The 12680-nt window shown below is 62.0% G+C and carries 10 protein-coding genes, 1 pseudogene and 1 riboswitch; of the genes and pseudogenes, 3 read left to right on the top strand and 8 right to left on the bottom strand.

What is annotated here, in order from left to right; translation table 11 throughout:
- Positions 1 to 578: 578 nt before the first annotated feature.
- Positions 579 to 1454 carry a LysR family transcriptional regulator gene (locus M1D34_RS28945; protein ID WP_498784520.1) on the bottom strand — a complete coding sequence of 292 codons (876 nt, stop codon included), beginning with the start codon at positions 1452 to 1454 and terminating at the stop codon, positions 579 to 581.
- 383 nt (positions 1455 to 1837) lie between these two features.
- Between M1D34_RS28945 and M1D34_RS28950 the strand changes: the two are divergent.
- Positions 1838 to 2251, top strand: a pseudogene (locus tag M1D34_RS28950) (KUP/HAK/KT family potassium transporter); the annotation flags it as partial.
- Positions 2252 to 2931: 680 nt separating this feature from the next.
- Here the strand turns inward: M1D34_RS28950 and M1D34_RS28955 are convergent.
- From M1D34_RS28955 to M1D34_RS28985, 7 genes are all read right to left on the bottom strand, one after another.
- The gene (locus tag M1D34_RS28955) at positions 2932 to 4125 is read right to left on the bottom strand and encodes an IS91 family transposase (protein WP_498784522.1); all 1194 of its coding nucleotides are present in this window, start codon (positions 4123 to 4125) and stop codon (positions 2932 to 2934) included.
- A 13-nt stretch (positions 4126 to 4138) separates the two neighbouring features.
- On the bottom strand, positions 4139 to 5026 hold the full coding sequence (locus tag M1D34_RS28960; protein ID WP_498784524.1) for a tyrosine-type recombinase/integrase: 888 nt from the start codon (positions 5024 to 5026) through the stop codon (positions 4139 to 4141).
- A gap of 332 nt (positions 5027 to 5358) precedes the next feature.
- On the bottom strand, positions 5359 to 5994 hold the full coding sequence (gene ribB, locus M1D34_RS28965; protein WP_498784526.1) for a 3,4-dihydroxy-2-butanone-4-phosphate synthase: 636 nt from the start codon (positions 5992 to 5994) through the stop codon (positions 5359 to 5361).
- 112 nt (positions 5995 to 6106) lie between these two features.
- Positions 6107 to 6253: riboswitch (FMN riboswitch) on the bottom strand.
- Between the two features lie 59 nt (positions 6254 to 6312).
- The gene (locus tag M1D34_RS28970) at positions 6313 to 7101 is read right to left on the bottom strand and encodes an SDR family oxidoreductase (RefSeq protein WP_498784528.1); all 789 of its coding nucleotides are present in this window, start codon (positions 7099 to 7101) and stop codon (positions 6313 to 6315) included.
- 16 nt (positions 7102 to 7117) lie between these two features.
- Positions 7118 to 8605 carry a sugar ABC transporter ATP-binding protein gene (locus M1D34_RS28975; RefSeq protein WP_498784530.1) on the bottom strand — a complete coding sequence of 496 codons (1488 nt, stop codon included), beginning with the start codon at positions 8603 to 8605 and terminating at the stop codon, positions 7118 to 7120.
- Positions 8606 to 8631: 26 nt separating this feature from the next.
- Entirely contained in the window at positions 8632 to 9564 is a 933-nt protein-coding gene (locus M1D34_RS28980) for a substrate-binding domain-containing protein (RefSeq protein ID WP_029959096.1), read from the bottom strand.
- A gap of 126 nt (positions 9565 to 9690) precedes the next feature.
- A complete protein-coding gene (locus tag M1D34_RS28985) occupies positions 9691 to 10665 on the bottom strand; it encodes an ABC transporter permease (protein WP_498784532.1) in 975 nt (324 codons plus the stop codon).
- A gap of 204 nt (positions 10666 to 10869) precedes the next feature.
- Between M1D34_RS28985 and M1D34_RS28990 the strand changes: the two genes are divergently transcribed.
- A complete protein-coding gene (locus M1D34_RS28990) occupies positions 10870 to 11679 on the top strand; it encodes a transketolase (RefSeq protein WP_498784534.1) in 810 nt (269 codons plus the stop codon).
- Complete coding sequence (locus tag M1D34_RS28995; protein WP_498784536.1) at positions 11679 to 12647, top strand: transketolase family protein; 969 nt, start codon at positions 11679 to 11681, stop codon at positions 12645 to 12647. Before M1D34_RS28990 ends, M1D34_RS28995 begins: the two co-directional genes overlap by 1 nt.
- Positions 12648 to 12680 lie beyond the last annotated feature (33 nt).

The raw sequence follows: 12680 nt of genomic DNA on the forward strand, positions 1-12680 counted from the left end.
GCATTGTCCGCGAAGGCGATTATCTCGACCGTTTGGACGATGTTGTCAGGAAAACGCTATGATAACAAAGCGGTAGTTCGCCAAATCAGTACTCGTCGCAGCTGTCGCCAGCTTTAACGGCCGCGTTGCCGTTGAACGCCTGCGACCGTGACCGCCATATGAATGGCTGAATCTGGTCCTCTTACGACCCTTGAGTAACGTCAGGGGCTCGCCCCTTGAGCGGCAATTGGTCATCGAATGACCGGCTCGGGCAGCCTCGAGGATTTCTCTGTTTTCTCGGATCGAGCGCTTAACGAATTTTATCGATGATTAAGCGGCTATCGTTGGCCAATAGGTATCCGATGTGTCGACGTCGCTATTCCCGAATTCCTAAGGGCCTTGGCGAGAGAACTTGCCATGGTCTGCACGACGCTTGGCGAGCGATGCTCGCTCAGGGTCCCGTCAGCAGTCATTGGCGGCACTAGCGACCGGACAATTCCACGACAGGAGTTGTCGTTAACGATAGCGGTGAACGTGCTGGTCAGGTGTGTCGGCGGATCAACGCCGTTGAGCCTGCTGGGGTCGGTTGCCCGCTCCGTTCACAAGGGATCTCGCCCAGTGGATCCACAGAATAGCGGGGCATTCGCGGCAAGCAGCGCCGACAGTCGGTCCGCGACGGTGCGCACGGATTCCCGGTCCCGTTCGTCATCATGCATGACGATCCACAAGTAGTGGCTCAACTCGTCAATCACGTGCCCCGCCCGAAGGAAGCAGGGGTCGCGATCGCCGATGAAGCACGGCAGAACGCCGATGCCCGCTCCGGCCTTCACAAGATCGAACATCGATCGGGGTGCGTTTACCCAGTTTGTGATGAACTGGCCCCGCTGTTCAAACGCCCACCGCTTCCACCGCTGATTGGCGACGTCTGTGCCGAGCGACACCCAGTTGTTGTGGCGTCGCTGGTCAAAACCCTGGGCGCAGTAGGGCGCGTAGGCGACCCCGACGGAACGGCGGGCAGCGACATTACCAGTCTCCGGCCGGTCGGCGGCTAGTCCTATGTCTGCTTCCCGGTACGTCAGGTCAAGGGTGGCCTCGGAAGTCTTGAAACACACGCGAAATGAGTCGCTGGGCGTCCAGAGGTGGTCAAAGCTCGCGGCCGTGAAGCACGATAACGTGCTGTCCGACAGAAGCCGCACAATTGGGAGCGAATGTACCGACTCCTGCCACTCGTGGATATCCTGGGCAGCCTCATACATCGCCTTCACGCGCTCCAGCAGAACGTGCCCGTCCGGTGCAAGCTCGTATCCCGTACGCGCCCGTACGAACAACGCTCTCCCAATAGCGCGTTCAAGCGCCAGCATGCGCCGTCCGATTGTAGGCGCGCTGACGCCCGCCTTCTCGGCGGCACCCGCCAGTCCGCCTTGTTCAGCGACGTGCAGGAACAAACGAAGATCGTCCCAATTCTCGAGTTTCATCTCTGAAAGATGCCTTTCGTTTGTGCGTCTACATCTTCAAGCCGCCACGAACCACATTCTGGCCAGACAGCATGGCGGAGAAATGAGATGCTACTTCAATGGACGATTGTATATAGAGAGCTCGTAAGCCAGTACCGCAAGAAAAGAACCGATCCTTTTGCCGATCCGCTCGACAGTTGCGAATGGGAAGGCTTCGGCTGGATCGTTAAGTGGTTCGAGAAATCTGCGGAGCGCCGTTCGAAAGCGACGGAAGGCCTGCTCGGCGCAGCCGATAGCACGAAACGCGCCACCGCAGCATCACGGTCTGATGTGCACGGCTTCGCCAGGTCCTGCGGCTTTCGCTCCGCCGCAGGCCGGCGCATCCCCTAACAAGTAGAGTTATTTTGCGTCACAACATCAAGCACAATCAGGTGCTGCAAAGCACAACGTCATCCTGACCATCAAGACCGCCAGGTCCCGTACGTACCCGAAAAAGAGCGCTACACAATTACAAAGCTGTCTGACCGGTTCAGCCTGTTGGAGTTGAGATTCGGCTTCATGGACGATCAGAACGTCTCAAGAACCCTGGCGCGCTGTCAAAAGAAGGCTTTAAGTTCGACATAATGTCGACGTCCATCTATCCCGGCGGTGCAAACTGATAGCGGATTGATCAATCAGGATTGCCGCAGTGGCAGGACAAGCTCTTCACCGCCACGGCCAACTCGGCGATTGATCCAACCGAGTACTTCCATCTGCCCGCAAATAGCGTCGAGTTGGGAGAGCAAGTCATCATTTTGGGGGGCAGCCACTGCCGCTAAAGGAACATTTCGACAAACAAGCAGTTCGGTTAGCGTTCCTACTTCCAAAGGGAGTTCCCCTCTGGGTCGTCTAAATAGCGGACAATCGCACGTGTCGAACAACTGCAGCGCTCCGCCCGGTAGGCGAGCGCTCTTTTTTCCCAGCCTCTTTGTGGCGGCCATTACAATCCGGAACCTACGAAGGGCGTGCCTTTGCGCGCGCCTACCTGCCGCTCTCCACCTCCCCCGTACCACCGCATGAACAGCACCTCGGAGCCGGGGGCATGAGATGGGAACGCGCGGCGATTGACCTCTTCTGCACGCAAAGTCGCCGTTCGTCGCGTGGCATCAGACTTCGGCTCTCCTGAAGGTTTTTCGATGCGGGCCGCAGTGCGACGATTGCCGCTGGCGTTGGCGGCCCGCGTTGACAAACCTTGGAAGGAGGAAGCCGCGGAGGCTGGGTGGGACCTATGGGGAAAGTACGGGGCCGCGGACGTCTGTTGTGGACCTCGGCGCTGGCGGGAGAAGCAAAAGGGCCGACCTGAGGGCGTGGGATGACATGATCGGAAGCAGATCTGACGGTCTCGTTGCTGTCGATTTCGACGATTTTGCGAAGATCAGCGTTATTGGGCGCAAAGCGGTGCCAACTCGGAACGCAGAGTGTTTCCGGGTCGGCTTTGGCCAATGTGACGGGCACCTTGTCATGCGGCCTGCTTTCTCGGTGGCGCACGAGATCTGGGCTTCTGGCCGCGTCGGAAGATCTCGATGATGCGCATCGGGCCGCCGCAGTCGGGGCATGGCTCTCTCAGAGTGAGCGGGATGGTCTCAGCGCTTGGCGGATCATCGTGTTTGGCCGTTTCCGCTCCGAGCAGAGCGCGGATCTTTGCGACATTGGTCTTGCGGCCCGCACTGGCCAGCAGACCATAATGGCGGATGCGGTGGAAACCGTCGGGCAGCGCGTGGAGCAGGAAGCGGCGGATGAACTCGTCGGTGGCCAACCGCATGACCTTTTGTCGGTCGCCGGTCTTGATCCGGTAGTCCTTCCAGCGGAAAGTGACCGTCTCGGCATTCGCGCTGATCAGGCGGCTGTTCGAGATCGCCACGCGGTGGGTATAGCGGCTGAGATAGGCCAGCACGGCCTCGGGACCGCCGAACGGGGGCTTGGAGTAGACGACCCATTCGGATTTGCGGAGCGGCGCAAGCCAGGCGGCGAAGGCATCCGCCTCTGCGAGCCCGGCGAGATCCCCGAAGAAGGCGAGACCGCCGGATTGATGCAGTGCCATCAGGCCCTTAAGGAATAATCGCCGGAACAGACGCGACAGAACCTTTACGGGCAGGAAGAACCCGGGGCGACATGAGATCCAGCGCCTGCCATCCGGCGACAGCCCACCGCCGGGCACGATGATGTGCACATGTGGGTGATGCGTCAGCGCCGATCCCCAGGTGTGCAGCACGCTGGTCAGGCCGATCCGTGCGCCGAGGCGCTTGGGATCGGCGGCGATCGTGGTCAACGTCTCGGCCGATGCCCGAAACAGCAGGTCATAGACGGGCTTCTTGTTCCAGTAAGCGATCTGCGCGATCTCGGCAGGCAGGGTGAAGACCACGTGGAAATACTCGACCGGCAGCAGGTCTTCGGCGCGGGCGGCCATCCAGTCCCGGGCCGCGGGTCCCTGGCACTTCGGACAGTGCCGATTCTTACAGGAATTATAGGCGACGTGGTTATGGCCGCACTTGGTGCAAGCCGCCACATGCCCGCCGAGCGCCTCGGTTCGGCAGGCTTCGATCGCCGCCATGACCTTGAGCTGGGTCAGGCTGACATGCCCGGCATTGGCTCGCCGCCACGCAGGACCATAGGCCCGGAAGATGTCAGCAATCTCCAGCTTTTGCCGGGGCACCCCGGCGCACGCTTCATTCCAGCCCACGCCTCAGGGTCAGATCCTCCAGTTGCTTCAGGCGCTCGAACGGGCTGATGGTGTCGCGGATCAGCTTGGTGGCGACATGGGTGTAGCGGGCGGTGGTGCTCAGCTTGGCATGGCCGAGCAGAACCTGGATCACCCGCACATCGGTGTTCGCCTCCAGCAGATGCGTGGCGAAGCTGTGGCGCAAGGTGTGCAGCGTGGCGGGCTTGGCGATGCCCGCCATGTGCTTGGCCGCGGTGAAGGCCCGGTTGAGCTGGCGCGGCGTCAGCGGATTGATCTTCGGCTTGCCGGGAAACAGCCATCCCCGCGGACGCGCCTCCCGCCAGTAATCGCGCAGCAGATCCAGCAAGCCCGGCGACAGCATGGCCTTACGATCCTTGCCGCCCTTGCCTTCTTCGACGTGGATCAACATGCGCTCGCTATCGATGTCAGTGACCTTGAGGTGGCAGACCTCCGAGGCCCGCAGCCCGGCGCCATAGCTGATGCTGAGCGCCGCCCGATACTTCAGCCCGGGCCCGGGAGCGGCGGCCAGCAGGTCGGCGACCTCCTCGACGCTCAAGACGACCGGCAGCCTCTGCGGCTTGCGCTGGAACTGCATGTACCGCTTCATCTCCTCGCGCCCGCAGGTGATCCCGAAAAAGAACCTGAGCGCGATGATCCGGGCATTGAATGAGCAGGGCGTTACCCCGGCATTGGTCATGTGCAGCTGATAGGCCCGCAACTCCTCCGGCGTCGCCGTGTCGGGTGATCGCCCGAGAAACGCCGCGAAATCCTTGATCGCCCGGATATGGCCTTTCTGCGCCTTGTCGCCGATCCCGCGGATCCGCATGTCCTCGATCATCCGCTCACGCAGCGGGGTGGTCTTCTCCTCTGTCATCGGAACCTCCTGTCCATCAGATTGAGAAGCCTCAATCGTCAGGCCAGGAACCCGAGACACAAAGAACCGCCGTCGATCGGGAAACGCACCGCCAGCCACACGCGCGATTGCCGCGCGAGCGGCTTAGTCCATCCGCCCAACTGAGACGATCGGAGACTGGCAACAGACCGCCAGCCCGGAATGTCGACTGCTCATCCCTCGCATTGAGTTGGGTCGAACCCCCGGCCCCGTTGAAAAATCTCCAAGCACACGCCACTGATCCACTTCGTCGCGGCGCCTGCCCCAATATCCCCGATTCCACTCGAAGACGCCGGTTCGTACTCTGGCCGGCGCTACGCGGCTTCTGCGGCATCAGCCGACTGCCGTCCCTCGACGTATGCAATCAGATCTTCAATGGTGACAAGCGGCAACCCGTGCAACTCGGCGAAAGCGATCAGTTCGGGAAGCCGCGCCATCGTGCCGTCGTCGTTGGCGACCTCGCAGATTACGCCCGACGGAGCCCTGCCCGCGAGGCGCGCAAGATCGACGGCGGCCTCCGTATGGCCGGGACGGCTGCGCACACCGCGAGGATGCGCCCGCAAAGGGAAAATGTGGCCGGGACGGGCAAAATCTTCAGGCGCTGAAGCCGGATCCATGAGCGCTTTCACGGTCGCGGCCCGGTCGGCGGCGGAAATGCCGGTCGTCGTTCCCGGCAGATAATCGACGGAAACGGTGAAGGCCGTCTTAAAACCGTCGGTGTTCTGCGGAACCATGAGAGGGATATCGAGCGAGTCGAGACGCTCGCCCTCCATCGCCACGCAGATGAGGCCGCGGGCATGTTTCATCATGAACGCGATCGCTCCGGGCGTCACCGCATCCGAGGCGACGATGATGTCGCCCTCATTTTCGCGGCTTTCGTCGTCGACGACGACGATCATGCCGCCGCGTGCCAGCGCCGCGATTGCGTCTTCAATTTTCGAGATTGCCATTCCATTGCCTTTCAAGGGTTGCCGGTATCGGCGTTAAACCGCGACCTCTCGGCCGCTATTCATCCCTTGGGCGAACAGGCCTGCACCCGCTCCCTGAAAAGCGGTTGTGCAGACATGTCCTCTTCCATCCGGACTTTAACCGTCGGCCCCGGCCTCTCACCGGATCTGCTGACCTTCCACGTGCATGGAAGCGCTCGCGGGCTCCCGGATCGCTCCGGATACCGCCGGTGGGGAATTTCACCCCGCCCTGAGAACACGCGTAATTAAGAAATTTCCGCAGCAAAATGCAAGGGCCGGATTGCGCCGCCCCTACAATATTCACCAGCAGCAAAAACCGCCATCGACGAGAAGGTCGACGCCGGTCACGAAGCTCGCCGCGTCCGACAGGAGGAAAACGGCCGGGCCGACCATCTCGTCCACGCTCGCCATGCGCTGCATCGGCGTCTGCTCCTCGAAGAGCTTGGTCTGGTGCACCATTTCCGGCCGGGTGTTCATCGGCGTTGCCGTATAGCCCGGGCTGATCGTGTTCACGCGGATGCCGCGGCCGACCCATTCCATCGCCATGGACTTCGTCATGTGGATGACGCCCGCCTTGGAGGCGTTGTAGTGGCATTGGTTGAGGCCGCGATTTACGATGACGCCGGACATCGAGGCGATGTTGACGATCGACCCGCGGCCGTTCCTCAACATGGCGCGCGCTTCCGCCTGGCAGGAAAGGAAAACACCTTTCAGGTTGATGTCCATCATCGTCTGGAACTGACTTTCCTCCATCTCCTCGGCCGGATTGGCATTGGCGATGCCGGCAGCGTTGAGCGCAAGGGTCAGCGGGCCCAGTTCCGCTTCCGTACGCGCAACCGCGTCGTCGAGCGCCGCGCCGCTGGTGACGTCCGCGGCGATCTGGATGCTGCGACGTCCCGCCTTTTCGATGAAATCTGCCGTCTTCGCGAGGCCGTCATCGGTGCGACGGTCGAGCAGCCCGACATCTGCGCCGCACTGGGCGAGGCCGATAGCGATGCGTTGGCCAATGCCGCTGCCCGCGCCGGTCACGAGAGCCACGTTTCCGGCAAGATCGAACAATTTCGGCGCGTCGAGAGTGATTTCAGACATATGGATTCTTTCCTGCTTAGATCGTTGCCAATTCCATGACCGAGACGTCGTTCGCATCCTCGCGGTTCAGGATGCCGGCCTGCCTGCCCTGCGCCATGACCAGGATGCGGGTGGAGACGCCGAGCACCTCCTCGAGATCCGAGCTGACCACGATGACCGCAACGCCCTCGCGCGCGAGATCGATGATGAGATCGTAGATCGACGAGCGGGCGCCTACGTCGATGCCGCGCGTCGGTTCGTCCAGCACGACAACCTGAGGCTTTCTCGCCAGCCATTTGGCGAGCACCACTTTCTGCTGGTTGCCGCCGGAAAGCTCGCCTGCATTCTGCCCGCCGCGGCCCTTCACCCCGAACTTCTTGATGCAGTCCTCGGCGAATAGCTGGATGCGGCGCGACGAGACCCAGCCGCCGCGGGAGATTTCGCGGAGATTGGCATAGGCGATGTTTTCCGCGATCGAATGATCGAGCACGACGCCCTGGAGCTTTCGATCCTCCGGCACGAGAACGATACCATTGCGGATCGCATCGATCGGCGAGCGGGGCGTGACGGACCTGCCGTGCAGCAGGACCTCTCCGCCGGAGATGGGGTCGGCACCGCTGATGGCGCGCACGAGTTCGGTCCGGCCGGCTCCCATCAGGCCCGCAATCCCGAAAACCTCGCCTCTGCGAACCGAGAAGCTGATGTCCCGGAAAGCGTTGGACGGCGACGAGAGGTTTCGCACTTCCAGCGTCACCTGATCCGTGGGGGCCGGAAGAGCCGGGAACATGCGCTCAAGGGAGCGCCCGACCATGGCCTCGACGATCGTGCGTATCGGCACGTCGCCGCTCTCGAACTCCTGCACCTTGGAGCCGTCGCGCATCACGACGATGCGGTCGGCGATCTGGCGGATTTCTTCCAGGCGGTGCGAAATGTAGATGATGCCGACGCCTTCCGACTTCAGCCGTTCGATCTGCTGAAAGAGGAGTTGGCTCTCCTCGCCGCCGAGAGCGGCTGTCGGTTCGTCGAGGATGAGGAGGCGCGCATTGAGCGTCAGTGCCTTGGCGATCTCGATGAGCTGCTGCTTGCCGGTCGAAAGCCCCTCGACGAGGCGATCCGGGGAGATATCCAGACCCAGCCGGTGAAGGCCGCTGCGCGCTCGATCTTCCATCGTCTTGCGGTCGATCCGTCCCGCCTTCATCGGGTAGCGACCGACGAATACGTTCTCCGCGATGGAGAGCTTCGGAAGCAGTTTCAGTTCCTGATGGATCATGCCTACCCCCTCGTCCATCGCGGCACGGGGATCGGCGGGGGCGTAGGCCCTACCCAGCCAGGTCATCTCGCCCGCTGAGGGTTGCACGGTGCCGGAGATAATGTTCGACAGGGTCGATTTTCCGGCACCGTTTTCACCGAGCAGCGCCACGACCTCTCCCGGATAGATATCGAGATCGACACCGTGAAGAACCTTGATCGGACCGTAGGACTTCTGGATTCGACGGAGCGACAGGATTGGAGAGCGGGTCGTCATGGCGCTGCTGCCTTTCGGCTATCAAGTTACGGATGGTTCTTTACGAATTCCGGAGCGTTATCGCAGGTCGTCAGTACGGCATTCGGCGTCTGACGCTCTTCGACCTTCTCGCCCGCCGCGACGGCAAGCGCGGATTCGACGGCAAGAACGCCCATCTTCTGCGTGCTCTGCGTGGCGGTGGCGATGAACGGCCCCTTGCACTTGGCGAGGTATTCGAGGGCCGAGACGTCGCCGTCATAGCCGCCGATGATCACCTTGTCCGAGAGGTTGGCGACGTCGACCGCCTTGGCAGCCCCCATGGCGAGACCGTCGGCCTGGCCGAAGATGATCGTGATATCCGGATTTGCCTGCAGCATGTTCTGCGCGATCGAGAAGCCTTCGTCGGCCGACCACATGTTGCTCCACTGCTGGTCGACCAGCTCGACACCCTTGTTCTCGTCGATGGCGCGCTTGCAGCCGGTGAAGCGGTCTACTTCCGGCGTCGTGCCCTTCTGTCCGTGGATGATCGCCATCTTGCCCGAGCCACCGGCCTTCTCGATGATGTGCTTGCAGACGGCGTAGGCGGATTCGACGCTCTCGCCGGCGATGAAGGTGTCGCCCGGCGCACCATCCGGAACGCGGTCGACGTTGATCACCGGAATGCCGGCTTCGCGGGCAAGGCGCGTCGGCACGGCAGCGGCTGCGGCCCCGGCCGGGATATAGATGAAGGCGTCGATGTCCTGGATCATCAGGTCCTGCACCTGGCTGACCTGCGTGTTCGTGTCGTTCTTCGCGTCGACGACGACCACTTCCAGGCCCTTTTCCTTGGCGTGCTTTTCGACTCCGAGCTTGATCTGGTTGAAGAAGTCGGCTTGGAGGTTCGGAACGGCAAGGCCGATCTTCTTGACCTCGGCGGCGGATGCGGGAAGCGCAAGGCCCGAAGCGGCGGCTGCCGCCATCAGCAGTGTGGTAAGTTTCATGGTTTCTCCTCCGAGTTGCCCGGTGGCGCCCTGCCCTCGCAGGAGGTCACCTTCTCCTTTTCCGGCCTGCACCATTGCTGGCCGTTTTCAGCACCCCGCCGCACCTCGGCAGCGGGGCGAAAGACGTTATTTCCGCTTGCGGTAGGTTTCTGCCGTGACGGCGAGCACGATGACGGCACCGATAATCACCTGTTGCATGAACGGAGACACGCTCAGCAGGTTGAGACCGTTTCGCAGGACACCGATGATGAGCACGCCGATGATGGTGCCGCCGATCCCGCCGGTTCCGCCGGAAAGCGAGGTACCGCCGATGACGACCGCTGCGATGGCGTCGAGCTCGTAGGACACACCCGACGACGGCTGAACCGAGTCGAGACGAGCCGCGAGCACCATACCGGAAAGGCCCGCGAGGAAGCTGCTGACGACATAGACGAGCACGGTCGCGCGCTGGACGTTGATTCCAGCAAGGCGCGCCACTTCGGCATTGCCGCCGATGGCGTAGAGCACGCGCCCACCATGCCGATAGCGCTGGTAGAGAAGGCCGAGGATGAAGACCGCGATCATTACGGCAACCGTCAGCGTCACGAAGCCGCCGAAGCGCACGATGGCCATCATGTTGAACCAGGCCGGAAAGCCTATGATCTGCTGGCCGTCGGTGATCATATTCGCAACGCCGCGCGAGATCGACATCATCGCCAGCGTCGCGATGAAAGCCGGTACGTTGAAGCGCGTTATGAGGAGGCCCGCGATGAGGCCGTTGAGCGCGGCGGCGGCGAGCGACAGGGGAATGGCGAGCCCCATCGGTACCCCGGCCACGACGTTGAGGTAGCCGAGAACCATCATCGCCAGCGCCATGACCGAGCCCACCGCAAGGTCGATGCCTCCGATCAGGATGACGAAAGTCATGCCGACGGCCATGACCCCCAGCACCGTGATCTGGTCGAGCACGTTGAGGAAGTTCCGCAGCGATAGGAACTTGTCCGTCGCGAAGGTGAGGAAAAGACACAGCACGACGAGCCCGATCAGCGGGCCGGTCGCGCCCCTCAGTGACGGAAGCTGCCTCACGGCAGTTCCTTGCTTCTCTTGCACTGCAGCCCGCATGCGTCGTCCTCCCGCATAATCCGCCTCCCGTACGTTCGGCATAATTATTCATAGCTGTCTTTAAATGCGTACATGATAGATCCCTAAGCTGTCAATACGACCAGTCTCGCAAATTTGGACTGGCAGTGACGCATTCCCTCTTGACTTGCGGGATCGACATGCAACTATATGTGCAATAGCATATTTATTCAGTAAGAGGATTTCATGCAGCCGAACGATCTCGACCGCATCGCTCGACAGATCCGCCTTCGCGATCTGCAAGCGGTTTTCGAAGCCGGCGCCGGCCATATCGGCGGGGAGATGTCAGCCATAGACATTCTGACGGCGCTCTATTTTCGCGTGCTGCGCATCTGGCCAGAACAGCCGAAGCATCCGGAGCGCGACCGTTTCGTGCTGTCGAAAGGCCATGTGGCGCTGGCGCTCTATGTGACGTTGGCCAAGCGTGGCTTCATTCCGCAGGAAGAGATCAGCACCTTCCTGAAGCCGCATTCGCGCCTCAACGGGCATCCGAACTGCACCAAGGTACCGGGCGTCGAGACCAATACCGGCCCGCTCGGCCATGGCCTGCCGGTGGCGGTCGGCATGGCGAAGGCCGCGAAGCTGACGAACGCGAAATACCATACCTATGTGTTGACCGGTGACGGCGAGATGCAGGAAGGATCCAACTGGGAGGCCATCGCGGCTGCCGCGCAGTTCGGCCTCGACAACCTGACCCTGATCATCGACCACAACCGCTTCCAGCAGGGCGCGGCTCTGAAGGACACCAACAACCTCGCCCCATTCCCCGCCAAACTCGAAGCCTTCGGCTGGGATGTGACCGAGATCAACGGCAATGCCATGGATGAAGTCGTTCCGGCGCTGGAAAAGCGCGGTAGCCACCCGCACTGCATCGTCGCCCATACGAACAAGGGCCACGGCATTTCCTTCATGCAGGACAGGGTAGACTGGCACCACAAGGTGCCGAATGCCGAACAATACAAGATTGCCGTGGCTGAGCTTTCGGAGGCCCTGTGATGAACGCCGTGACACCTTCTGCCAAGCTGCACGATTGCCGCGACGCCTTCGTTGCCGTTCTTGAGCGCCTCGGCGCGGACAACCCCCGGATCGTGGCCGTCTGCAACGACTCCGTCGGTTCCTCCAAGCTCGGCGGTTTCAAATCCAAATGGCCGGAACGGCTGGTCAATGTCGGCATCGCCGAACAGACCATGGTCGGCGTCGGTGCAGGACTTGCCAATGGCGGGCTGCTGCCCTTCGTCTGCGGCGCCGCCTGCTTCCTCACGGGGCGGTCGCTGGAGCAGATCAAGGCCGACATCGCCTATTCAAACGCAAACGTGAAACTCATTGGCATTTCCTCCGGCATGGCCTATGGCGAGCTTGGGCCGACGCACCATTCCATCGAAGATTTCGCCTGGACCCGCGTATTGCCGAACCTTCCTGTCATCGCGCCATGCGACTCGATCGAGACCGCCGCGGCCGTCGAATGGGCCGCCCACTATGACGGTCCGGTCTTCCTGCGCCTGTCGCGCGTCGGCGTTCCGGACCTGCTGCCGGCCGGCCACACATTCGAACTGGGCAAGGCCAACCTGCTGCGCGACGGCGACGCGGTCACCCTCGTCGCCAACGGCACGGTGACACACCGCATGATGAAAGCCGCCGACCTGCTGGCGGCAAAGGGCATAGAGGCACGCGTGCTGAACATGGCGACGGTCCGTCCGCTCGACATCGATGCCGTCGTGGCCGCCGCCCGCGAGACCGGCGCGATCCTAACGGCGGAAGAGCACTCCACCTTCGGCGGCCTCGGTTCGGCCATCGCCGAGATCGTCGTGGCCGAAGCCCCCGTGCCGATGAAGATTCTCGGCGTTCCGGGAATTTTCGCGCCTACCGGATCGGCGGAATTCCTGCTCGACGAGTTCGGCATGTCCCCTGCCGCCATCGCCGAAGCGGCCGTTGCATTGATTGCACGGAAGCCTTCCCGCGCATGATCATGCGCGATTAGATTTTCGTGCCGGGCGCGG

The sequence above is a fragment of the Ensifer sp. D2-11 genome, assembly GCF_054161295.1.

Coding starts and splice junctions, on each gene's coding strand:
- M1D34_RS28945 (WP_498784520.1), bottom strand. CDS start 1,454: ATGAAACTCGAGAATTGGGACGATCTTCGTTTGTTCCTGCACGTCGCT.
- M1D34_RS28960 (WP_498784524.1), bottom strand. CDS start 5,026: ATGACAGAGGAGAAGACCACCCCGCTGCGTGAGCGGATGATCGAGGAC.
- ribB (WP_498784526.1), bottom strand. CDS start 5,994: ATGGCAATCTCGAAAATTGAAGACGCAATCGCGGCGCTGGCACGCGGC.
- M1D34_RS28970 (WP_498784528.1), bottom strand. CDS start 7,101: ATGTCTGAAATCACTCTCGACGCGCCGAAATTGTTCGATCTTGCCGGA.
- M1D34_RS28975 (WP_498784530.1), bottom strand. CDS start 8,605: ATGACGACCCGCTCTCCAATCCTGTCGCTCCGTCGAATCCAGAAGTCC.
- M1D34_RS28980 (WP_029959096.1), bottom strand. CDS start 9,564: ATGAAACTTACCACACTGCTGATGGCGGCAGCCGCCGCTTCGGGCCTT.
- M1D34_RS28985 (WP_498784532.1), bottom strand. CDS start 10,665: ATGCGGGCTGCAGTGCAAGAGAAGCAAGGAACTGCCGTGAGGCAGCTT.
- M1D34_RS28990 (WP_498784534.1), top strand. CDS start 10,870: ATGCAGCCGAACGATCTCGACCGCATCGCTCGACAGATCCGCCTTCGC.
- M1D34_RS28995 (WP_498784536.1), top strand. CDS start 11,679: ATGAACGCCGTGACACCTTCTGCCAAGCTGCACGATTGCCGCGACGCC.